Below are 23,182 nucleotides of genomic sequence, written 5' to 3'. Positions count from 1 at the left end.
GCCCCCTGGCCCTGTGATGCCACACGTCTCCGAGCGCGATGCCGTCGTCGGCTACCGCCCCCTGGTGGTGGTCCTGCTGTCGCCGCTGGCCTTTGCGCTGGTGTTCGCCAGCTGGACCATCTTCGCGGTGCTGGGGCTGGAGCTGCGCGCCATGCTGGGGCTGGGCGAGCTCGGCTTCGCGCTCATGCTGGCCACCCCGATGCTGACCGGGGCGCTCGCGGCGCTCCCCATGGCGGCCCTGGCCCGGCGTCACGGGGGGCGGCGAGTGATGATCGCCTGCCTGCTGCTGATCTGTCCCTTCCTGTGGGCGGTGGCCCACTCCAGCACCTATCTGCACTTCCTGCTCGCCGGCGCCGGACTGGGGCTGGGGGCCGGCTCGCTGGCGGCGGGACTGATCTATGTGGCCGAGCTGTCACCGCGGCGGCATGCCGGCCTGGCGCTGGGGCTCTATGGTGCCGGGATGGTGGGGGCCGGGCTCAGCTATCTGCTGCTGCCGCTGATCAGCCAGGCCTATGGCTGGCGCAGTGCTCCCCTGCTCTATCTGCTGCCGGTGCTGGCGGTGGCGGCGCTGTTGTGGCTGTTCGCCGATGATCCGGATCCCCCGGCCGATTCGGGCGAGATCGATGATGACGCCATGACGAGGAGCGCGCGGCCGGGCTGGCGCGAGGTCCTGCGACACTGGCGACCCTGGCGACTGGCGGTGGTCTACAGCTTCTTCTATGGCGCCTTCGTGGCGCTGTCGCTGTGGCTGCCGAGCTACCTCGGTGCCCAGTACGGCCTGGAGTTGCGGAGTGCCGCGCTGCTGGCACTGCCCTTCCCGCTGGCGGTGGGGCTGGGTCAGGTGGCAGGCGGCGCCTGGGGGGATGCCCACGACTTTCGCGCCCTGCGCTGGTGGGTCAGCGCCTTCGTGCTGGTCTGCCTGTTCCTGCTCTCCTACCCCCCCTTCACCATGCAGATCGAGGGGGTGGGACGGGTGCTGACGCTGCACTATGCCGCGCCGCTATGGGGCTTTCTGACGCTGCTGGTCGCCATGGGGCTGATCATGGGGGTGGGCCAGGGCAGTCTGATGCGCATGATTCACCGCGACCACGGCAGTCAGCTGGCGCTGGTGGGTGGGCTGGCGCTGACCCTGGGCGGTCTGTTTGGCGCCTTGCTGCCGCTGATGTTCGCCCTAGGCAATCACTGGGTAGGCATCCGCACCGCGGGGTTCATGTTCCTCTACGCGTCGCTGGTGGTGTGCATGCTGGTGATGCTCTGGGATCACGTCAGCGGCGCGGGGCGAAAAGGGACCCGATAAAGGCGATACCTCGCCCATGACGGGCCTCTATCTCCTTGGTGGTAGGGAGGCGGTATATGGAGGTAACCGGGCAGTAATCGTCGCGTCGATCACCCAGAATTGCCTGCATATCACCGGCCTGGTCCGCGCATGAGGCGCACTCGATCCAGGCTGACCGAGTGGCCCCGCGAGGTCACACCTCTTTTTCAGGAGCCTGGAGAGCGACCATGAGTCACTTCATCGATCGGCTGAACTTCTTCCGCAAGGCCCGCGAGCCCTTCGCCAATGATCATGGCGAGCTGCGCGACGAGTCCCGCGGCTGGGAGAACGGCTACCGGCAGCGCTGGCAGCACGACAAGATCGTGCGCTCCACCCACGGCGTGAACTGCACCGGATCCTGCAGCTGGAAGATCTACGTCAAGAATGGCCTGGTCACCTGGGAGACCCAGCAGACCGACTATCCGCGCACCCGGCCCGACCTACCCAACCACGAGCCGCGGGGCTGTCCGCGCGGTGCCAGCTACTCCTGGTACATGTACAGCGCCAACCGTCTCAAGTATCCGCTGATCCGCAAGCCGCTGCTCAAGCTGTGGCGCCAGGCGCTGGAGGAGAAGAAGGACCCGGTCGAGGCCTGGGCCTCCATCGTCGAGGACCCGGCCAAGGCCAAGCAGTACAAGCGTGCCCGCGGCATGGGCGGCTTCGTGCGCGCCGACTGGAACGAGCTTAACCAGCTGATCGGCGCCTCCAACGTCTATACCACCAAGCAGTACGGCCCGGATCGCATCATCGGCTTCTCGCCGATTCCCGCCATGTCCATGGTCAGCTACGCCTCCGGTGCCCGCTACCTGTCGCTGATCGGCGGTGTCTGCCTGTCGTTCTATGACTGGTACTGCGACCTGCCCCCGGCCAGCCCCCAGACCTGGGGCGAGCAGACCGACGTGCCCGAATCCGCCGACTGGTACAACTCCGGCTACATCATCGCCTGGGGCTCCAACGTGCCTCAGACGCGGACCCCGGACGCCCACTTCTTCACCGAGGTGCGCTACAAGGGGACCAAGACCGTCTCGGTCACCCCGGACTACGCCGAGGTCTCCAAGCTCACCGACGAGTGGCTCTCCGCCAAGCAGGGCACCGATGCCGCCCTGGCCATGGCCATGGGCCATGTGATCCTCAAGGAGTTCCACCTCGAGAAGAGCAGCAGCTACTTCACCGACTATGTGCGGCGCTATACCGACATGCCCTTCCTGGTCGAGCTCGAGGCCCGCGAGGATGGCAGCTACGCGCCGGGCCGCCAGATGCGTGCCAGCGACTTCGAGGCGAGCCTGGGCCAGGACAACAACCCCGAGTGGAAGACCGTGGCGTGGGACGAGACCCGCGACCAGCTGGTGGTCCCGCGGGGCTCCATCGGCTTCCGCTGGGGCGAGACCGGCGACGAGGTGGGCAAGTGGAACCTCGAGCCGCTGGACGCCGAAGGCACCGAGATCAAGCCGCTGCTGACCCTGGCCGACAGGCATGACGAGGTCGCCAAGGTCGCCTTCCCCTACTTTGGGGGGATCGCCCACGAGCACTTCGACCACGTCAAGAGCGGCGGCGCCAGCGACGAGCTACTGTTCCACAGCCTGCCGGTCAAGCGCCTGAAGAAGGCCGACGGCTCTGAGGCGCTGGCGGTCACCGTGTTCGACCTGATGTGTGCCAACTACGGCATCAATCGCGGGTTTGGCGAGGATGACGGCGCCACCTCCCTGGACGAGGTGAAGCCCTACACCCCGGCCTGGCAGGAGAAGATCACCGGCGTGCCCGCCGAGCAGGCCACTCGTATCGCCCGTGAGTTCGCCGAGAATGCCGACAAGACCCAGGGTCGCAGCATGATCATCGTCGGTGCCGGCATGAACCACTGGTACCACATGGACATGAACTACCGTGGCCTGATCAACATGCTGGTCATGTGTGGCTGCATCGGGCAGAGCGGCGGCGGCTGGTCCCACTATGTCGGGCAGGAGAAGCTGCGCCCGCAGACCGGCTGGACCCCGCTGGCCTTCGGCCTCGACTGGCAGCGTCCGCCGCGGCACATGAACGGTACCTCCTTCTTCTACAACCACTCCTCCCAGTGGCGCTACGAGAAGCTCGAGATCAAGGAGATCCTGTCGCCGCTGGCCAAGGCCGAGGACTACCCCGGCAGCCTGATCGACTTCAACGTGCGCGCCGAGCGCATGGGCTGGCTGCCTTCCGCGCCTCAGCTGGGCACTAACCCGCTGCGCCTGGCCGCGGCCGCCGAGGCCGCCGGCATGTCCACCCAGGACTACGCCGTCCAGCAGCTCAAGGAGGGCAAGCTCGCCTTCGCCGCGGAGGATCCGGACAACCCCCAGAACTTCCCGCGTAACCTGTTCATCTGGCGCTCCAACCTGCTGGGCAGCTCCGGCAAGGGCCATGAGTACATGCTCAAGTACCTGCTGGGCACGCGCCACGGCATCCAGGGCAAGGACCTGGGCGAGTTCGGCGGCCAGAAACCGGAAGAGGTCAAGTGGCATGACGACGCCCCGGAGGGCAAGGTCGACCTGCTGGTGACCCTGGACTTCCGCATGTCCACCACCTGCCTCTACTCGGATGTCGTGCTGCCCACGGCGACCTGGTACGAGAAGGATGACCTCAACACCTCCGACATGCACCCCTTCATCCACCCGCTGACCGCGGCCACCGACCCGGCGTGGGAGTCGCGCAGCGACTGGGAGATCTTCAAGGGTATCGCCAAGTCCTTCTCCGAGGCCGCCGAGGGGCATCTGGGCGAAGAGACCGACCTGGTCACCCTGCCGCATCAGCACGACTCCCCGGCCGAGCTGGCTCAGGTCGATGTGAAGGACTGGAAGAAGGGCGAGTGCGAGCCCATTCCCGGCAAGACCATGCCGGCTCTGATCGAGGTCAAGCGTAACTACCCCGAGACCTATGAGCGCTTCACCTCCATCGGCCCGCTGCTCGAGAGCATCGGCAACGGCGGCAAGGGCATCAGCTGGAAGACCGAGTCCGAGGTGGACCTGCTCGGCAAGCTCAACCACTGCAAGACCGAGGGGCCGCATAAGGGCCGTCCGCGTCTCGACAGCGCCGTCGATGCCGCCGAGATGATCCTGACCCTGGCGCCGGAGACCAACGGTCAGGTGGCGGTGAAGGCCTGGGACGCGCTCTCCAAGATCACCGGGCGGGATCATACCCACCTGGCGCTGCCCAAGGAGGACGAGAAGATCCGCTTCCGCGACATCGTCGCCCAACCGCGCAAGATCATCTCCAGCCCCACCTGGTCCGGCCTCGAGGACGAGCACGTCTCCTACAACGCCGGTTATACCAACGTGCATGAGCTGATCCCGTGGCGCACGGTGAGCGGTCGCCAGCAGTTCTATCAGGATCACCCCTGGATGCGCGCCTTCGGCGAGAGCCTGCTGGTCTATCGTCCGCCCATCGACACCAAGGCGGCGGTAAGCGTGGCCGAGCCCAAGGACAACGGTAACCCGGAGATCGCGCTGAACTGGATCACTCCGCACCAGAAGTGGGGCATCCACTCCACCTACAGCGACAACCTGCTGATGCAGACCCTGTCGCGGGGCGGTCCGATCGTCTGGATGTCCGAGGACGATGCGAAATCCATCGGTGTCGAGGACAACGACTGGATCGAGCTCTACAACGCCAACGGCGCCATCGCGGCCCGGGCGGTGGTCAGTCAGCGGGTCAAGAACGGCATGGCGATGATGTATCACGCCCAGGAGCGAATCCTGAACATGCCGGGATCCGAGATGACCGGCACCCGTGGCGGCATCCACAACTCGGTGACGCGTGTGTGTCCCAAGCCGACCCATATGATCGGTGGCTACGCGCAGCTCTCCTACAGCTTCAACTACTACGGCACCGTCGGTTCCAACCGCGATGAGTTCGTTATCGTGCGCAAGATGAAGAAGATCGACTGGCTGGACGGTGAAGGCAATGATTACGAGCAGGAGGCCGTGAAATGAAGATTCGTTCCCAGGTAGGCATGGTCCTCAACCTCGACAAGTGCATCGGCTGCCACACCTGCTCGGTGACCTGCAAGAATGTCTGGACCAGTCGTGAGGGAGTGGAATACGCCTGGTTCAACAACGTCGAGACCAAGCCCGGCATCGGTTATCCCAAGGAGTGGGAGAACCAGGGCAAGTGGAAGGGCGGCTGGATGCGTCGCAAGGACGGCAAGATCGAGCCGCGCATCGGCGGCAAGTGGCGGGTGCTGGCGAATATCTTCGCCAACCCCGACCTGCCGGAGATCGACGACTACTACGAGCCGTTCACCTTCGACTACGAGCATCTGCACACCGCTAAGCAGGGGGAGCACCAGCCCACCGCGCGTCCGCGCTCGCTGATCTCCGGCCAGCGCATGAACAAGATCGAGTGGGGACCCAACTGGGAGGAGATACTGGGCACCGAGTTCGCCAAGCGGCGCAAGGACATGAACTTCGAGAAGGTGCAGGCCGATATCTACGGCCAGTTCGAGAACACCTTCATGATGTATCTGCCGCGCCTGTGCGAGCACTGCCTGAACCCGACCTGCGTGGCGAGCTGCCCCTCCGGGGCCATCTACAAGCGCGAGGAGGACGGCATCGTCCTGATCGACCAGGACAAGTGCCGCGGCTGGCGGATGTGCATCTCCGGCTGTCCCTACAAGAAGATCTACTACAACTGGAAGACCGGCAAGTCCGAGAAGTGCATCTTCTGCTACCCACGCATCGAGGCCGGCCAGCCGACGGTCTGCTCCGAGACCTGTGTGGGCCGCATTCGCTACCTCGGTGTGCTGCTCTACGATGCCGACCGTATCGAGGAGGTGGCAAGTTCACCGGACGTGCGCGATCTCTATCATCGTCAGTGCGAGATCTTCCTGGATCCCAACGACCCGGAAGTGATCGCCCAGGCCAGGAAGGATGGCATCACCGACAACGTGATCAAGGCCGCCCAGGCCTCGCCCGTCTACAAGATGGCCATGGACTGGGGGCTGGCGCTGCCGCTGCACCCCGAGTATCGCACCCTGCCGATGGTCTGGTACGTGCCGCCGCTGTCGCCGATCCAGTCCGCCGCCGAGGCCGGCAAGGTCGAGTTCGACGGCGTGATGCCCAAGATCGAGTCGCTGCGCATTCCGGTGAAGTACCTGGCCAACATGCTGACCGCCGGTGAGGAGGAGCCCGTGGTGCTGGCGCTCAAGCGCCTGATGGCCATGCGCCTCTACATGCGCGGCAAGCACGTGGAGGGCCAGGCCAATACCGAGGTGCTGGAGGGCGTCGGCCTGACCGAGCAGCAGGTGGAGGACATGTACCGCTACCTGGCCATCGCCAACTACGAGGATCGTTTCGTGATCCCCACCAGCCATCGCGAGATGGCGACCGAGGCGTTCCCGGAGCGTGGCGGCTGCGGCTTCAGCTTCGGCGATGGCTGCCACGGCGACAGCAGCGAGAGCCTGTTTGGCGGGCGCAAGACCACCGCGACCCTGGTCCAGCCGGTGACCTTCGACCCGCAGGCACAGAGTGAGGAGACCCGTCATGGCTGAAGCCGCACAACAGATGGAAACGGTGGCAGACATGCTGAGCCTGCGCGTGCTGGCCCGGCTGCTGGACTATCCCACCGAGGAGCTCCAGGCCGCCGCTCCGGAGATGATCGAGATCCTGAATGCCGAGCGCCGCCTGTCGGCGGCGCGACGCACCGCCCTGATGGACTGGTGCCAGCGACTTCTGGAGGCCGACATCATGGAGCTCCAGGCGGAGTATGTGGCGCTGTTCGATCGCGGTCGCAATACCTCGCTGCTGCTCTTCGAGCATGTGCATGGCGAGTCCCGCGACCGGGGTCAGGCGATGGTCGACCTGATGGCCGAGTACCGTGCTGCGGGCTTCGAGCTCGACGCCCATGAACTGCCGGATTATCTGCCGCTGTTCCTGGAGTATCTCTCCACCCGTTCCGAGGCCGAGATCGGCCGCTGGCTGGGCGAGATCCGCCATATCCTGGCGCTGCTTACCGCGCGTCTCGAGGAGCGTGAGGCCGATTATGCCCTGGTGCCCCTGGCGCTGCTGGCGCTGATCGGTGCCGATGATGACGTCGCCGCCCATCGCCAGACGGCGAAGGAGGAGGCGCCCGACTACACCGCCGAGGCCCTGGACGAGGTGTGGGAAGAGGAGGCGGTACGCTTCACCGCCGATTCCGACCAGGATTGTGCCCTGCAGTCCGCCGAGGGGCGCCGGCTGGCCGAGCGCAAGAAGACCGTGCCCAGCGACCCCGTTCGAATCCTGCCCGGCAGTGCCGCGAGTAGCGCCGCTGACCGCGGCCCGACCGACCGTTAAGGAGAATCACCATGTTTTCCGAATATCTGCAACACCTGATCTACGGCTACTATCCGTATCTGGCCGGTACGGTGTTCCTGGTCGGCAGCCTGCTGCGTTACGACCATGGGCAATACACCTGGAAGACCGGCTCGAGCCAGATGCTCACCTCGAAGAACATGCGTCTGGCCAGCAATCTCTTCCATGTCGGCATCATCGTGATCTTCTTCGGCCACCTGTTCGGCATGCTGACCCCGCACTGGGTCTACGCGCCCTTCCTGCACGCCGGCACCAAGCAGCTGATCGCCATCATCGTCGGCGGGGCGGCAGGCATTGCCTGCCTCGTGGGTGGCGCCATGCTGCTGCATCGCCGGATCACCAATCCGCGGGTCAAGGCCTCCTCGAGCCTCATGGACACCGTGATTCTCGGCCTGATCGTCTTCCAGGCGTTCCTGGGCCTGGTCACCGTCATCTTCTCGTTGGGTCATCTGGATGGCGCGATGATGCTGACTCTCTCCAGCTGGGCACAGTCGATCATCTTCTTCAGCGGCGGGGCGGCGGACTACATGGCCGAGGTCTCCTGGATCTATAAGCTGCATATCTTCCTGGGGATGACCATCATTCTGCTGTTCCCCTTCTCGCGCCTGGTTCATGTGTGGAGCGTGCCCTTCGGCTACGTGACCCGTCGTTACCAGCTGGTGCGCAAGCGGGGCTGAGACAAGGCAGGCGCGAGGTCGGGGCTTTGCCGGCGACAGGCCTACGAGGGGGCGCTGTGAACCCCTCCCTGGGCGCTACCGATGCCATCCCTGGCATAGGACCCCCTCTTCGGCCTGTCCCCGGCGCCCTCGAGGCCAGGCAAATGTGCACTAAGGATTCATTCATGCAAAAGATCGATATCGAGATGATTCCCGGGGGCGCGAGCCCCCCTCCCATCCGGGTCGGCGAGGCCACCATCGCGGAGGCCGACATCGCCCAGGAGATGCAGTACCACCCGGTGGACAGCGCCGGCAGCGCCCAGCTCAAGGCCGCCCGTGCCCTGGTGGTGCGCGAGCTGCTCCGCCAGCGCGCCGCCGCCCTGGGCCTGACCGATGCCGACGGTTCGGACCTCGACGAGGATGATGCCATCATCGCCGCCCTGCTGGAGCAGGAGCTGGAGGTGCCCGAGCCCTCGGAGGAGGACTGCCGGCGCTTCCACGCCACCCACGCCGAGCGCTTCAGTGAGCCGACGCGGCTGCAGGTTCGCCATATCCTGCTGGCCGCGGCGCCGGACGATGCCGAGGCTCGGGATGCCGGCTATCGTCTGGGCGAGAAGCTCGTCAAGGAGCTGGGCGAGCATCCCGAGCGCTTTACCGAGTTTGCCCAGCGTCACTCCTCCTGTCCCTCGAAGGAGGAGGGTGGCGAGCTGGGCTGGCTGGCCCCGGGCCAGACCGTGGCCGAGCTCGACGATGCCCTGCATCGCCTGCCCGAAGGACTCCATGATCGACCCCTCGCCTCGCGCTACGGCTGGCATGTGGTCAGCATTGATGCCCGCCAGGGGGGGCGCGAGCGCCCCTATGAAGAGGTGGCCGAGCATGTGCGCCACAGCCTGCGCGAGCAGTCCACCCGTCGCGCCCTGCGCCACTACCTGATGGCGCTTCAGGCGGAGATCGGCGTCGAAGGCGTCAGCCTCGACGACGAGAGCGGTAGCGCCCTGATGCAGTAATCCCCTCCCTCGAGATCCTGTCGCCCCACCGGGCGGCAGGATCTTGCGCTTTCTTGATGCCCGTCACTTCCACCCCACCCCGCTCCGCCGCACCATGGCCGGAAAGGAGGCCCTCATGTCCCATGTTTCTGCCAATACACCCTTTGCCCCTCTCGGCATCGCCGTGCTGACCGTATCGGACACCCGCGGCTTCGCGGAGGATGGTAGCGGTGACCTGCTTTCCGCGCGCCTGACCGATGCCGGCCATACCCTGGTGGAGCGCTGCATCGTGCCCGACAACATCTATCGCATCCGGGCAGTGGTCTCGAAGTGGGTGGTACGCGACGACATTCAGGTGGTGCTGGTCAACGGCGGCACCGGCTTTACCACCCGCGATACCACCCCTGAGGCACTGGCCCCGCTGTTCGACAAGGCGGTCGATGGCTACGGCGAGCTGTTCCGCCATCTGTCGCTGGCCACGATCGGCACCTCCACCATTCAGTCCCGCGCCGTGGCGGGGCTTATCGACCGAACCCTGGTGTTTGCCATGCCCGGTTCGCCCAAGGCGTGTGCCACCGCCTGGGACGGTATTCTGCTCGAACAGCTTGATGCCCGTACCCGGCCCTGCAACTTCGTGGCCATGGTGCTGCCGCATGGCTCGAGCTGTGCCAGCCGCCAGTCCGAGGCGGCGCCTGGCGAGGCGCTGAGCGAGATGCAAAGCGGCGAGGAGATTGACGCATGAACTGCGGCTGTGCGGAGGTGATCACCCCGGGGCTGGTGGACCTGTTCGATGCGCGTGAGCGCATGGCCGCGGCGGCCCGTCCGGTGGCAGGGGTCGAGCGGGTGGCATTGGAGGAGGCCGAGGGGCGCGTGCTGGGTGACGCTGTCGCCGCCACCCTGGATCTGCCCGGCGTCGATAACAGCGCCATGGACGGCTATGCCCTGCGGCTGGCCGAGCTGACCCCCCGGGGCCAGCCGGTCATCCAGCGCGTACCCGCCGGTGCAAGCGTGATGCACCTCCCCGAGGGAGGCTGTGCGCGTATCTTCACCGGCGCCCCGGTACCCATCGGTGCCGATGCCGTGGTGCCACAGGAGAAGGTGCGTCTGGATGCCGAGGGCCGGGTGCATGTCGAGGGAGGCCTCTCTCCGGGGGCCAATATCCGCCGCCAGGGCGAGGAGAGTCGTGCCGGCACACCGCTGCTCGCCTCGAACACTGGTCTCGAGGCCGCCGCGATAGCCCTGCTGGCCAGTCATGGCATCGCCGAGGTAACGGTGAGACGGCGGGTGAGGGTCGCGCTGCTCTCCACCGGCGACGAGCTGATCGAGCCGGGCCAGCCGCGTGCCCCGGGCCAGGTCTTCGACAGCAACCGCGTGATGCTCAAGTCGCTGATGGCCCACCAGGGCATCGAGCTGATCGATATCGGCGTGGTTCTGGATGACCCTCATGAGCTGCATCGAGCCCTGGAACGGGCCCGCGACGAGGCCGATCTGGTAGTCTGTAGCGGTGGTGTATCGGTGGGCGAGGAGGATCATGTGCGCCCGGCCATCGAGCGGCTGGGGGGCATCGTCTTTCATGGGGTGGGGATCAAGCCTGGCAAGCCCTTCGCCCTGGGCTTTCTTGGCGAATCCCTCGACGCCGGCACACCGCTGGTCGCCCTGCCGGGCAATCCCGTGGCCTCGCTGGTGGGGTGGCAATTCCTCGCCCTGCCGCTGCTGCAGGGGCGCCAGGGCATGACGCCGCCACCGCTGCAACGCTTCCCGGTCAAGGCCGGCTTTACACGACGTGGACCGCGTGGGCGCCGCGAATTGCTGCGTGTTGTGATCGACTGGAGTTCCGGCACACCGGTGGCGCAGCTGGCCGGTGGGCAGGGGTCGCATATGCTGAGTGCCGCCAGCCAGGCCCATGGCTACCTGCTGGTCGACGCAGATACCGATGTGGAGGAACACCATGCCTATGGATACTGCCCAGCCGCCCAGTTCGGCCGCTGACCTGCTGTTCAAGCCGCGCCAGCTACGTGATCTGGTGCGCGGTGTGCCGTGGCTCGGTGCGCTCTCCGACGCGGAGGTCGAGGCGCTGCTCGAGGATTGCGAGCCGCGCACCCTGGCCAGCCGCGAGTGGCTGTTTCGCCAGGACACCCCTGCCGAGTGGCTGCATATCGTGATCAGCGGGGCGGTAAGGCTGGTGCGAAGTGCCGGCGACGGTCGGCTGGCCACCATCCGCTGCGTGGAGCGAGGGGGCACCCTGGGTGAGCTGAGCATGGTCTCCCGAGAGGGCGTCTATCTCTACTCCTCCGAGGCGCTGCGCCGAACCCATGTGCTGTCGATCCCCGCCGCGCGCTGCCGCGAGGCCATGGATCGTCACCCCGAATGTCGTGCCGAGTTCATGAGTCGCCTGGCGCTGGAGCTTACCGACCGTCTCGAGGACATGGCGCTGCTGACCCAGGGCGATGCCATGTCGCGGCTGGTCAGCTATATACTGCGCCAGCTACCATCGGGGCGAAGCAACGAGCCGCGGGTGGTGCGCCTGACCATTCCCAAGCGCTGGCTGGCCGCCCAGCTGGCGGTGACCCCGGAGACCCTCTCCCGGCTGCTGGGCAAGCTGCGCGACAGTGGCGCCATCAATATCGATCGTCAGCGGCTCACGGTGCTCGACGAGCAAAAGATGCGCGATCTGATGGTGGTCGACGAGTAAGCATAATCCAGAAGGGCGGCTAGGCATTGCGGCAGGTGAGAGGGGTGGCGAATGAGAGAATCGGCGGCTGACGAGAGGGAAGAGCGTGCGACTGGAGTACACGGGCCCGTTGCCCGAGCAGGTGGGGTTTCTACTCCTGCCGCAGTTCTCGATGATGGCGTTCTTCGCCGCGGTGGAGCCGCTGCGTATCGCCAACCGTATTAGCGGTCGGCCACTGTTCGACTGGACGCTGATCAGCGTCGATGGCGAGCCGGTCACCGCCAGTAACGACATGACCCTGCTCGTAGACTGCGCCATCGACGAGGTTCACCATCTTCCCTCCGTGGCGGTATGCAGCGGCTTCGAGCCCGAGGCCTACCTCGGTCGTCCTTTGATGGCATGGCTGCATCGGCTCGACCAGGCCGGGGGCGCCCTGGGGGGGCTGGATACCGGCTGTTTCCTGCTCGCCGCCGCCGGCCTGCTGAAGGGCGAGCGGGTCACCCTGCACTGGGAGAGTCTGCCCGTCTTCCATGAGCGCTTCCCCGCCATCCCCACCTCGGATGAACTGTTCGAGCTCGGCGAGCGGCGCTTCTCCTGTGCCGGTGGGGCCGCGGCCATGGACATGGCCCTGGCGGTGATCGCCCGGCGCCACGGTACGCGGCTGGCCATCGATGTCTCCGAGCAGCTGATCCACGAACGGTTGCGCAGTCGCGGCGACCAGCAGCGGATGACCCTGGCGCGACGCCTGGGGACCCATAACCGTCGCCTGGTGGAGGCGGTAGCGCTGATGGAGCGTCACCTGGAAGCGCCCTTGCCAGTGGCGGATATCGCCCACCGCTGCGGTGTCTCGTTGCGACAGCTGCAGCGCCTCTTCGAACGCCACCTCGCCACCACGCCGCGGAGCTGGTACCTGGGCCTGCGCCTGGAGCGTGCCCAGCACCTGCTGGTCGAGACCGACATGGATGTACTCGCCATTGGTCTGGCCTGTGGCTTCTCCTCCGCATCCAGCTTTTCGCGGGCCTTCAGCGAGCGCTATGGCCATTCTCCGCGGAAGGCACGCCGGCAGGGAGTTCGTGGTGTTGTCTGATGCGTGGTGTTGGCTGGCAACTCTGTGAGTCAACTAGACCCATAAGAGGAGCCGTGCTGCTGGTGAAGAAAGAAGAAAGATGAATGGCAGATCAGTTAGCGGTATCTGAGCCTTGGAGAAAGTGACGCGACGCGGGAGTCAATAATATCAGACCGCGCTCAATGCATCTGCTGGGACATAAATCACTGGATAGTTATTTCATATCCTATGAAAAATATAAATATATTTTATTTAATCAATATCGGGCTCTAAGGTGATCGGCACAGCGAAAAACAAGACAGCAACACGATAAAACAACACGGAGTCCTCCCCATGACTACCTCGTCTGCATCGCATGCCACTACCGTCACTGATACGCTGATTGTAGGTGCCGGCCAGGCCGGCATCGCCATGAGCGAACACCTGAGCAAGCTCGCTGTGCCCCATATCGTGCTGGAGCGAAATCGCATTGCGGAAGGCTGGCGCACGCGGCGCTGGGACTCGCTGGTGGCCAACGGCCCCGCCTGGCACGACCGTTTCCCCGGCATGGAGTTCAGCAACGTCGATCCCGATGCCTTTGCACCCAAGGAGCGGGTGGCAGATTATTTCGAGGCCTATGCCAGGCAGATCGACGCCCCCGTTCGCACCGGGGTGGAGGTCAGGAAAGTGGAGCGCAATGTCGGTTGGCCGGGTTTCACCATCGAAACCTCCGATGGCGTGATCGAGGCCAACCGCGTGGTTGCTGCCACCGGGCCCTTCCAGCACCCGGCCATTCCGCCCATCGCTCCCAAGGATGACGGCATCCAGCAGATCCATTCCGCCGACTATCGCAACCCCCAGCAGCTGCCTGAGGGTGCCGTGATGGTCGTCGGTGCCGGATCCTCCGGAGTGCAGATTGCCGACGAACTGCGGCGCGCCGGCAAGAAGGTCTACCTCTCGGTGGGGCCGCATAACCGCCCCCCCCGGGCCTACCGCGGCCGTGATTTCTGCTGGTGGCTGGGGGTGCTTGGCGAGTGGGATGCGGAAACCATGCGTCCGGGCACAGAGCACGTCACCATCGCGGTGAGCGGCGCTCGCGGCGGCAATACGGTGGACTTTCGCGCCCTGGCCCATGACGGCATCACGCTGGTGGGGCGTACCAGGTCCTTCGACGACGGCGTGGCTAGGTTCGAAGCAGACTTGGTGGACAACCTGGCCTACGGCGATGCCAACTATCTGTCGATGCTGGATGCGGCGGACGCCTATGTCCTCGATAACGGCCTCGACCTGCCGGAGGAGCCCGAGGCGCGTAATATTCTTCCCGATCCGGACTGCGTGACTAACCCCGTATTCGAACTCGACCTGGCCGATGCGGGAGTGACCTCGATCGTCTGGGCCACCGGCTTCAAGGTGGACTACAGCTGGCTCAGGGTCGACGACGCTCTGGACGCCAAGGGCGCACCGCAGCACCATCGCGGCGTGTCGAGTGCGCCAGGTATCTATTTCCTGGGGCTTCCCTGGCTGTCGCATCGCGGTTCCAGCTTCATCTGGGGCGTGTGGCATGATGCCAAGTACATTGCCGACCAGATTGGCAAGCAGTACAAGTACCTGACCTACCACAGGGCCACTCAGAGCCAGGCTGACGACGCCGTGCAGAAGCGTCAGGATGATCGTGCCGAGCCCGCTCACAACGCCAGCATGATGAGGGTAAGCTGATGCCGACGCATACGCGGATTCGCATGTTCAATACTAAGGAAACGTACCCGAACCAGAGCCTGGATAACGATCTGTGCCAGGCGGTGCGGGCGGGCAACACCGTCTATGTGCGCGGTCAGGTGGGTACCGACTTCGAGGGCCGGCTGGTAGGGCTGGGTGATCCCCAGGCCCAGGCCGAGCAGGCGATGAAGAACGTCCTGCAGCTGCTCGAGGAGGCCGGCTCGGACCTCAGTCATATCGTCAAGACCACCACCTACATCACTGATCCGCGCTTTCGCGAGCCGGTCTATCGTGAGGTAGGCAAGTGGCTAAAGGGCATCTTTCCGATCTCGACGGGCCTGGTCGTGGCAGGCCTGGCCCAGCCCGAGTGGCTGATGGAGATCGACGTGATCGCCGTCATTCCGGATGAAAAGGACACAGCATGACGTTTTCGATTGCCGGCTTTTGCCGTGATACGGGACAGTTCGGGACCGCTATCAGCTCCTCCAGCATCTGTGTAGCCAGCCGCTGTGCCTTCGTTGCCCCGGGCAAGGGCGTGGTGCTGTCCCAGAATGTGACCAATCCGGTGCTGGGTCAACTAGGCGTGCAGCTGCTTGAGGAAGGGCTGGGTGCCAAGGATGTGTTGACGCGACTCACCGAGCACGAACAATACCCCGAGTGGCGCCAGCTGCAGGTGCTCGACGGCCAGGGCCAGAGCGCCGCGCACAGCGGCGCCGAAACCCTGGGTATCCATGCCACCCAGGCCGGCCATGACTGCGTGGCCGGCGGCAACATGCTCGCCGATGAAGGCGTCATCCGCGCCATGGTCGAGGCCTTTGAAGCCAGTCAAGGTGAGTTGGCAGAGCGACTGCTGGCGGGCATGGACGCCGGTCTGGCGGCGGGCGGTGAAATGGGGCCGGTCTTTTCGGCAGGGCTGAAAGTCACGGACAAGGCCAGCTGGCCGGTGGTCGACCTGCGAGTCGACTGGCATATCGCGCCGCTGAGCGAGCTGCGTATGGTGTGGGAGAACTATCTGCCCCAGCGCGATGCTTACGTGCTGCGGGCCGTGAGGCCCGACCAGTCGCCATCCTACGGCGTACCCGGGGACGAGCGCTAATGTCACGTTGTTAATCGGCTAGCCTTGAGGCGCTGTGATCATCACGAGCAGCGCCTTGTCTCTTTGAATCTTTGGTGTTTTCCATGCCTCAAGCATCCGTCGTTGACCTGCTCGCCGAACTTATCGCCTTCGATACCACCAGTCACCGTTCCAATCTGCCGCTGATCGAGTTCATCGAGGATTACCTGGCCCGCTTTGGGGTGGCCTCGCGGCGGATCGTCGACGAGACCGGTGAAAAAGCCAACCTCTATGCCATCATCGGTCCCGCGGACCGTCCCGGCGTGATGCTTTCCGGGCATACTGACACCGTACCGGTGGCCGGCCAGAGCTGGAGTGTCGATCCCTATCAGCTGACCGCCGACGGCGAGCGTCTCTATGGTCGCGGCAGCGCCGATATGAAGGGCTTTCTGGCCGCGGTGCTGGCCGCGGTGCCGGCCATGGTCGAGGCTGATCTTGCCGCACCGCTGCACCTGGCGTTTTCTCACGACGAGGAAGTGGGCTGCCTGGGCGTGCGTAGCCTGCTTGCCGACCTGGCCCAGCAGCCGATCCGGCCCGCTGCTTGCGTGGTGGGCGAGCCGACCTCCATGCGCGTGGCCACCGCCCACAAGGGCAAGCTTGCCGTGCGCCTGCACCTGCGCGGCAAGGCCTGCCATTCGGGCATGGCGCCCGAAGGCGTCAACGCTATCCATGCCGCCGCGCGGCTGGTCGACTGGGTCGCCGACAAGGCGGCCGAGAAGGCCGCCGCAGGGCCCTTCGACGAGCGCTTTGCCATCACCCACACCACCCTGCAGGTGGGCTCCATCCAGGGTGGTGCGGCGCTCAATATCGTTCCCCAGGATTGTCAACTGGATCTCGAGATACGCAATGTCCCCGAGGAGGACCCCGAAGTGCTGCTCGACGCGCTGATGAGCCTGGCCGTCTCGCTCGAGGCGGAGATGCGCGAGGTTCATCCCGACGCCGGCATCCGCCTGGAGCGGCTCAGCGACTATCCGGGCCTATCGATGGCCGACGACGACAGCCTGGTCGACTTCATTGTGGCGCTGCTCGACGATCACGCTCTGGAGCGCATCGGTTTTGGTACCGAGGGCGGACTCTTTCAGCACGAGCTGGGCATTCCGTCTCTGGTCTGCGGTCCCGGCAGCATGGCCCAGGGGCATCAGCCCGACGAGTTCGTGACCCGCGGCCAGCTGGCCCGCTGTGAGGCCTTCCTGGCGCGACTGGTAGCGGCCCTGGAAGGGCCGCAGGCGCACCGCCGCCTGGTCGAGGGCACGTTGCTGAGCGCCACGACGGCCTGACCACGATTTTCCCATGCCCCACCTGCTATGCTGATGCCTCCTTTGCCCGGGTAAATCCGCGGCAACGATCTTCAGTCAACGGCGGTGCCGAAACGATGCGTAAATTCACCCTCAAGCAGTTGCGCTATTTTGTGGTGGCCGGTGAGCTGTCCAGTGTCACCCAAGCGGCCAGGAAAATGCATGTCTCGCAGCCGTCCATCTCAGCGGCGATTCAGCAGATCGAAGAGTCCATGGGCTTGCAGCTGTTCGTGCGCCATCACGCCCAGGGACTGTCGCTGACGCCCACAGGCAAGCAGCTGATGGCGCGCGCGCGGCAACTGCTGAACGATGCCGAGGGGCTGGAAAAGTTTGCTGCATCGCTTGGCGAAGAGATCGGCGGCGAGCTGCGCTTGGTGGCCTTTCCGACTTTTGCTCCGGTGTTTTTGCCCCAGCTGCTCCGACGCTTTGCAGACCGTTATCCGGCAGTGAGCCTCTATTGCGACGAGATGACCCAGGTGGACATCGTGCGTGGCCTGAGCCAGGGTGACTATGAGCTAGCCTTCATCTATGATCTGCAGATTCCTGAAGGCATCGACTTTACTCCCTTGTATCGCTTTCCGCCCTATGCGGTGGTCGCCGCCGACCACCCGCTCAGCCAGCGCGATAGCATCACCCTCAAGGAGCTGTCGGCCTACTCCATGGTGCTCCTTGACTGGCCGTTGAGCCGCGAGTACTTCCATTCGATATTCACCCAGCACGGTCTGTCGCCGCGTGTGGTGCATCGTGCCAAGTCCATGGAAATGCTTCGCGGGCTGGTAGCCAACGGCTTTGGCTATTCCTTGTTCAATATTCCTCTCAATGCTTTCGAGCCCTCTGACGGCGGCCAGCTTAAGGCGTTGGCTCTGGAAGACGCGGCTCGCCCACTTCAGCTGGGCATCGCCTGTCTTCGGGGGCTGCGGCTGGCGCCAGCCGCCGAGGCTATGTATCGGCTGGCCGCCGACGGCCAGAGGCAGGTCACGGTTTTTGCGCAGGCCGTACCCTAGCCGGCGACAGACTGGTACCTCTCGAGCGTAGGCTTAGGATGAGTCGCATCCCAGCTCTGGTTTTTTGAACTGAGTAGTGCGCGGCATGGTGGTAGAATTTGCCCTTTGGATAGGAAAAAATGATTCAGGTGTTAGTATAAAAGTATTTTAATTGATGATCGCCATGCGTCTATCGTGACATCACTCGGGTATGACTCAGGTCAACGATGCTTCTTATAAGAAGTTTTTAATTAAAAGCTAGGAAACGGAGCTATCTCATGAAAAATTCTGATTTTGTGTACTGGCGCGACCTATGTTATCGAACTTAGGCAGCTGAACTGTATTCCCTAGGCCTACCTGGTCAGCGATGGGCATTAATAACCATTGATTTAAAAAAGCAATCTGGAGCCAACATGGAATCTTGGACCTTTATCGCTTTCGGTGTCGCTTCTGCCGGAACCCTGATCATGGCCTTAGCGGCATTACTACTCGAGCGGAGACGCTAACTTTTTCCTCATGGTGCTAACTAATAAACAATGACTACAAAAAGGTTTCCCTGATGTTGATATTACTGAACTGGGTATTGCTGATATTTTCAGCCTCCGTGCTGATTGGCCTTTCGCTATATTCTATGCGTGCCGCTGGCGATAAGGAGGAGTCAGGCTTTCTGGTGGCCAACAACTCACTTGGCCCCTTCGTGGCGGCGGCAACGCTGGTGGCCACCGGCTACAGTGGCTTTGTATTTATCGGTTCGCCCGGTGTGGCCTATGAATACGGCTCGCTCGAGCTGTTCTCGAACACCTTTTATACCCCGGCGTTTCTGATCGCGACGCTGTTCTTTGCCAACTTCCTGCGCCGCAAGGCAGCCAGCCTAGGCAGCCAGACGATTCCCGAATACATCGGTCAGATGCACTCGAAAGGCGCCGCGGGTCGCTGGCTGCAGGGTATCGTGGCGGTGATCATGATTCTGCTGTTGGGCGTTTTCCTAGTGTCGCAGATCAAGGCTATTGGCCTACTGGTCTCGGGCTGGCTGGGTGTTACGCCTACTATCGGCGCGTTGCTGATCACGCTGCTGGTAATAGGTTATACCATGTTCGGCGGTCTGCGCGCGGTGGCCTGGACCGATGCCGCCATGGTGATCGGCATGGCGCTGGGCTCCTGTGTTATCGCCTACGTGGTGTTTGTTCAGGTAGGCGTCGGCGAGCTGATCGAGCGCCTCGACGCCGTGGATCCTGAGCTGGCCAACCCCACGACCGGAGCGCCCTACGGCGACAGCCCAGCGTCGGCTTTTCTGCTGCTGCCCTATGCCTTCCTGTGGGCGGCGGCGCTGCCGTTCATGTCGGTACGTTTCCTGGCTATCAAGAAGAACGTGAGCATGGCACGGGTCGGTATCTGGGTCGCGGTGCTGGGGCTACTGCTCAACTTCACGCCGATGGCCGGGCTCTATGCCAAGGCGTACTTTCCGGACTTGGCGGCCCCCGACCTGGCCATGCCGACCTTCCTGGAGCACGGCGTGGGGCCACTGATGTCGAGCATGATCACCTTGTTCATCCTGTTCGCTATGAAGTCCACAGCCAACTCGCTGATGCATACGGTGTCGACGGCGCTGTCCTACGACCTGCGCTCGGCCCTGGGCCGGGATAAGGGGTTCATGGCCAGAATGAGCTTCAACCGCCTGATGGTGCTGATCGTCGGTGTGTGCGGCTTTATCGGCATGGCCTATCTGCCGCCGGTGATGATCCTATGGTTGGGTATTCTGGGTAATGGCACCCTGATGGCCGCGCTGTTTGGCGTGACCTTCTTTTCCACCTTCTGGCAGGGCAACAGCGCCGGCGCCTTCGCCTCGGTGGGCACCGGATTCTGCGTCAGTGCCTATCTGCTGCTGGGCAGCGATCTGGGCTGGGTGCAGGGGCCGCTCTACGGCTGCTTGGCCTCCGCAATCAGCTACGTGGTCGTCAGCTGGGCGACGCGGCGCGCCACGGTGCCGGCTCGCGTGACCATGCAGGCCGAAAAGGGAAAATAAATAAGAGCTATCGTATGGCAACCTGGGAGAGGTTGTCGGGGTAGTCAGGAAAATGCGGCAGCGAGGGCCCACAGGCCTTCGCTGCCGCCACGTTTCATGAAAGTGGAGTGACCAAACGCGGGGCAGTCATGTTATCGGGATGAAGGGCATCGGCCAGGGTGTCTTCATCCAGCAGATCCTCATTGCGCAACAGCTCCAGGACCCCGGCGTTGGTGGCCAGTGCCTGCTGGGCGATACGCGTGGCGTTGTCGTAGCCAATGTAGGGATTAAGCGCAGTCACCAGGCCGATAGAGTGCTCCACTTGTGCGCGGCAGTGCGCCTCGTTGGCGGTAATTCCATCCACGCAGTACTCGCGCAGCATGTCCATGGCGCGAGTCAACAGGCGCACGGAGTCGAATAGCTTGTAGGTAATCAAGGGCTCCATAGCATTGAGCTGCAGCTGGCCGCCTTCGGCGGCCAGGGTCAGCGCCAGGTCGTTGCCGATCACCTCGAAAGCCACCTGGTTCACAGCCTCGGGAATCACTGGGTTGACCTTGCCGGGCATGATCGAGCTGCCCGGTTGGCGCGCCGGCAGGTTGATCTCGTTGAAGCCGGTACGCGGCCCGCTGGAGAGCAGACGCAGGTCGTTGCAGATTTTGGATAGCTTGACCGCCACGCGCTTGAGCATGCCCGAGATCAGCACGAAGTCGCCCATGTCGGAGGTGGCCTCAATCAGGTCCTGAGCAGGCTTGAGCGGCTGACCGCTGATGGCCGTCAGTCGCTCCACCGCCAGCTGCTGGTAGCGCGGGTCGGCGTTGATGCCGGTGCCGATCGCTGTACCGCCGAGGTTGACCTCGCACAGCAGCGCGGGCACCTGCTGTGTGAGTCGGCTCAGGTCTTCATTAAGGGTGGTGGCGAAGGCCTGAAACTCCTGACCTAGGGTCATGGGTACGGCGTCCTGTAGCTGGGTGCGGCCCATTTTCAGCACCTTGGCAAATTCCTGGCCCTTGGCGGCAAAGGCACTACTGAGCGCAGCGAGGCTATCGAGCAGAATGTCATGACCCAGCAGCAACCCAAGGCGAATCGCCGTAGGGTAGGCGTCGTTAGTTGACTGCGCCATATTGACGTCGTTATTGGGATGCAGATGCTGATACTCGCCCTTGGCGTGGCCAAGAAGCTCTAGCCCCAGATTGGCGATGACTTCGTTGGCATTCATATTGGTCGAGGTGCCGGCGCCGCCCTGGATCATGTCGACCACGAACTGGTCATTATGCTGGCCGTTAATAATAGCCTGACAGGCCATGGAAATTGCCTTGAAGCGAGTAGAAGGCAGATGATCGAGGTGGTGGTTGGCTTCAGCGGCGGCCTGTTTGACCATTGCTAATGCGCTCACCAGTGGTGGGTAGTGGGAGAGAGGCACGTCAGTAAGACGAAAATTCTCCATCGCCCGCATAGTCTGAATACCGTAGTAAGCATCAGCAGGGACGTTGCGAGCTCCTAGCAAGTCTCTCTCTTCTCGGCTCTTACCAGAGTTATTTGATGTCTCATTTTTGCCAGATAAAGTATTTTTCATTAGTGTTATTTTTCCTTTGAGTTATGTTTTTTGATTGGTTTTGTGCTGTATCAGAGATACTAGGCACACTATATTTTGTCTGTGTTGATAAAGTTTTTCCAATGCTAATGTTAGATGTGTTATGCAAATGAAAGGGTTTTTTCTGTACAGCCACCATGTCCCGCAGAAGGCGCTGCACCATCAGTCGCCGATTGAAGGAATGGCAAGCTAAACGACCAGGGAGGGGTTATTTGCCAAACAGGTGGTTAGTCACACAGGAGTCGATATTTATTTATTCTGTAAGTAACTTGTTTCGAGTTGATGTTAATTTTTTAAAAATCTTTTTTTGTTAGAGAGGCAGCGCAAAACCAGCAGTCTTCCACATTGTGCTAGTGATGCGCTGATGATAAAAAACAGGACGGGTTCCACTTCAGGTTGTCGAGTTTATTTTTTGAGTTTATTAAAGTCGATCTTTTGTTTTCAGTAATCTTACTGAGCGCTTCGCAAGAGTGGACAGTCCAGTATCATCTTTTTCCAGGCAAGCGATAATGCTCTGTTTCATTGGCCTGGCCCAAAACTTCTCCAGGTGCGCGCACACCTCTGCCGCCGCCGCGTCCTGATCGCGGCCCGGCGTCAGATTAGCGATGATCTGGTTGACCATACGCACCAGCTGCGCGTCTTGTTCATGGGACATTCTCGGCTCCTCAAGCATTAACTCTAATTGCCGCATCGGCGCCAGGGCGATGATAGATCAGATGGCGCCCGGGGCGGGCAAAGCCGACCAGCAGCATGTCGGCCGCCCGGGCCTGCTCTACTGCAAGAGTCGTGGCCGCGGAGACAGCCACCAGGGCGCCGATGCCGGCACTGGCGCTTTTGTGCACCATCTCGTAGCTGGCTCGGCTGGAGACCAGAGCAAATCCGCCCTCGCTCGGTCCGCCCTGGCGGGCCAGGGCACCGATCAGCTTGTCCAGGGCGTTATGGCGCCCCACGTCCTCACGTACTAGCCGGATGCGCCCAAGGCCGTCGCACCAGGCCGCGCCATGCGCGGCGCCGGTAGCCGCCTGCAGAGCCTGGTGGTCGGCCAGTCCGGCCAGAGCGCGCTGAATGGCGGCGTCGGCCAATGCCGGCGCCGGCACCGCTCGAATGGGCCGTATTGCCTGCTCCAGAGCCTCGGTGCCGCACAGCCCACAGCCGGTGCGACCGGTCAGATTGCGGCGACGTCCTTTAAGCTCGGCCAGCCGCTGGCTGGCGATGCTCAGATGCACCGCCAGTCCCTGGGGCTCCTGCCGAACCTCCAGGTCATAACACTCGTGTCGGTGGGCCAGGATCCCCTCGGAGAGGCTGAAGCCCAGGGCAAAGTCCTCGAGGTCCTCGGGCGTTGCCATCATCACCGCATGGGAGATGCCGTTGTAGACCAGAGCGACGGGTACCTCCATCGCCAGGACATCCTCGCGGGTATCGGCGTACCAGCCGGTGCTACCGCGACGGGTCTCCACCGAGTGACGGGCCAGGGCGGCCAGCGACTGCATCGCG

At 63.4% G+C, this 23,182-nt stretch carries 19 protein-coding genes and 1 pseudogene; 17 read left to right on the top strand and 3 right to left on the bottom strand.

Translation table 11 applies throughout. The features are described 5' to 3' along the window. Positions 1 to 16: 16 nt before the first annotated feature. From IOC61_RS15485 to IOC61_RS15410, 16 genes are all read left to right on the top strand, one after another. Positions 17 to 1,297: an MFS transporter gene (locus IOC61_RS15485; protein WP_195689623.1), complete on the top strand. Its 1,281-nt coding sequence runs from the start codon at positions 17 to 19 to the stop codon at positions 1,295 to 1,297. A gap of 206 nt (positions 1,298 to 1,503) precedes the next feature. After that, the gene (locus IOC61_RS15480) at positions 1,504 to 5,271 is read left to right on the top strand and encodes a nitrate reductase subunit alpha (RefSeq protein ID WP_195689622.1); all 3,768 of its coding nucleotides are present in this window, start codon (positions 1,504 to 1,506) and stop codon (positions 5,269 to 5,271) included. After that, positions 5,268 to 6,827, top strand: a complete 1,560-nt coding sequence (gene narH / locus IOC61_RS15475; protein ID WP_195689621.1) for a nitrate reductase subunit beta — start codon at positions 5,268 to 5,270, stop codon at positions 6,825 to 6,827. Before IOC61_RS15480 ends, narH begins: the two co-directional genes overlap by 4 nt. Further along, complete coding sequence (gene narJ, locus IOC61_RS15470) at positions 6,820 to 7,611, top strand: nitrate reductase molybdenum cofactor assembly chaperone (RefSeq protein WP_195689620.1); 792 nt, start codon at positions 6,820 to 6,822, stop codon at positions 7,609 to 7,611. Before narH ends, narJ begins: the two co-directional genes overlap by 8 nt. Before the next feature lie 11 nt (positions 7,612 to 7,622). After that, positions 7,623 to 8,306, top strand: a complete 684-nt coding sequence (narI, locus tag IOC61_RS15465; protein WP_195689619.1) for a respiratory nitrate reductase subunit gamma — start codon at positions 7,623 to 7,625, stop codon at positions 8,304 to 8,306. A 164-nt stretch (positions 8,307 to 8,470) separates the two neighbouring features. Continuing rightward, positions 8,471 to 9,292, top strand: a complete 822-nt coding sequence (locus IOC61_RS15460) for a peptidylprolyl isomerase (protein ID WP_195689618.1) — start codon at positions 8,471 to 8,473, stop codon at positions 9,290 to 9,292. 115 nt (positions 9,293 to 9,407) lie between these two features. Next, entirely contained in the window at positions 9,408 to 10,013 is a 606-nt protein-coding gene (moaB, locus tag IOC61_RS15455; RefSeq protein ID WP_195689617.1) for a molybdenum cofactor biosynthesis protein B, read from the top strand. Then, positions 10,010 to 11,260 carry a gephyrin-like molybdotransferase Glp gene (gene glp, locus IOC61_RS15450; RefSeq protein WP_195689616.1) on the top strand — a complete coding sequence of 417 codons (1,251 nt, stop codon included), beginning with the start codon at positions 10,010 to 10,012 and terminating at the stop codon, positions 11,258 to 11,260. Before moaB ends, glp begins: the two co-directional genes overlap by 4 nt. Beyond that, complete coding sequence (locus IOC61_RS15445; protein WP_229333173.1) at positions 11,220 to 11,963, top strand: Crp/Fnr family transcriptional regulator; 744 nt, start codon at positions 11,220 to 11,222, stop codon at positions 11,961 to 11,963. The genes glp and IOC61_RS15445 overlap by 41 nt, the downstream gene beginning before the upstream one ends. Positions 11,964 to 12,048: 85 nt before the next feature. Next, on the top strand, positions 12,049 to 13,029 hold the full coding sequence (locus tag IOC61_RS15440) for a GlxA family transcriptional regulator (RefSeq protein WP_195689615.1): 981 nt from the start codon (positions 12,049 to 12,051) through the stop codon (positions 13,027 to 13,029). Positions 13,030 to 13,341: 312 nt separating this feature from the next. Beyond that, complete coding sequence (locus IOC61_RS15435; RefSeq protein ID WP_195689614.1) at positions 13,342 to 14,703, top strand: flavin-containing monooxygenase; 1,362 nt, start codon at positions 13,342 to 13,344, stop codon at positions 14,701 to 14,703. After that, positions 14,703 to 15,128, top strand: a complete 426-nt coding sequence (locus IOC61_RS15430) for a RidA family protein (protein WP_195689613.1) — start codon at positions 14,703 to 14,705, stop codon at positions 15,126 to 15,128. The genes IOC61_RS15435 and IOC61_RS15430 overlap by 1 nt, the downstream gene beginning before the upstream one ends. Continuing rightward, complete coding sequence (locus tag IOC61_RS15425; protein ID WP_195689612.1) at positions 15,125 to 15,799, top strand: DUF1028 domain-containing protein; 675 nt, start codon at positions 15,125 to 15,127, stop codon at positions 15,797 to 15,799. Before IOC61_RS15430 ends, IOC61_RS15425 begins: the two co-directional genes overlap by 4 nt. 83 nt (positions 15,800 to 15,882) lie before the next feature. Further along, positions 15,883 to 17,094, top strand: a complete 1,212-nt coding sequence (gene argE, locus IOC61_RS15420) for an acetylornithine deacetylase (protein WP_195689611.1) — start codon at positions 15,883 to 15,885, stop codon at positions 17,092 to 17,094. Positions 17,095 to 17,189: 95 nt separating this feature from the next. Further along, positions 17,190 to 18,116, top strand: a complete 927-nt coding sequence (locus tag IOC61_RS15415; RefSeq protein ID WP_195689610.1) for a LysR family transcriptional regulator — start codon at positions 17,190 to 17,192, stop codon at positions 18,114 to 18,116. 649 nt (positions 18,117 to 18,765) lie between these two features. Beyond that, on the top strand, positions 18,766 to 20,118 hold the full coding sequence (locus IOC61_RS15410) for a sodium:solute symporter family protein (protein WP_324254731.1): 1,353 nt from the start codon (positions 18,766 to 18,768) through the stop codon (positions 20,116 to 20,118). Between the two features lie 94 nt (positions 20,119 to 20,212). On the opposite strand, the gene IOC61_RS15405 is transcribed toward IOC61_RS15410, so the two are convergent. After that, positions 20,213 to 21,670 (bottom strand): aspartate ammonia-lyase, encoded by a 1,458-nt coding sequence (locus IOC61_RS15405; RefSeq protein WP_195689608.1) that lies wholly within the window; start codon positions 21,668 to 21,670, stop codon positions 20,213 to 20,215. Between the two features lie 139 nt (positions 21,671 to 21,809). On the opposite strand from IOC61_RS15405, the pseudogene IOC61_RS17985 reads away from it, so the two are divergent. Further along, positions 21,810 to 21,956: pseudogene (locus IOC61_RS17985) on the top strand (IS481 family transposase); the annotation flags it as partial. A gap of 153 nt (positions 21,957 to 22,109) precedes the next feature. Here IOC61_RS17985 and IOC61_RS15400 read toward each other — a convergent pair. Then, positions 22,110 to 22,343, bottom strand: coding sequence for a formate dehydrogenase subunit delta (locus IOC61_RS15400; RefSeq protein ID WP_195689607.1), 234 nt, complete (start codon positions 22,341 to 22,343; stop codon positions 22,110 to 22,112). Between the two features lie 10 nt (positions 22,344 to 22,353). Continuing rightward, positions 22,354 to 23,178 carry a formate dehydrogenase accessory sulfurtransferase FdhD gene (gene fdhD, locus IOC61_RS15395; RefSeq protein WP_195689720.1) on the bottom strand — a complete coding sequence of 275 codons (825 nt, stop codon included), beginning with the start codon at positions 23,176 to 23,178 and terminating at the stop codon, positions 22,354 to 22,356. Between the last annotated feature and the right edge of the window lie 4 nt (positions 23,179 to 23,182).

It is taken from the genome of Halomonas sp. KAO (assembly GCF_015595025.1).
Classification (GTDB): domain Bacteria; phylum Pseudomonadota; class Gammaproteobacteria; order Pseudomonadales; family Halomonadaceae; genus Halomonas.
The sequence above is the reverse complement of the archived record's forward strand: the minus strand, read 5'-3'. Positions and strand labels throughout refer to the sequence as shown.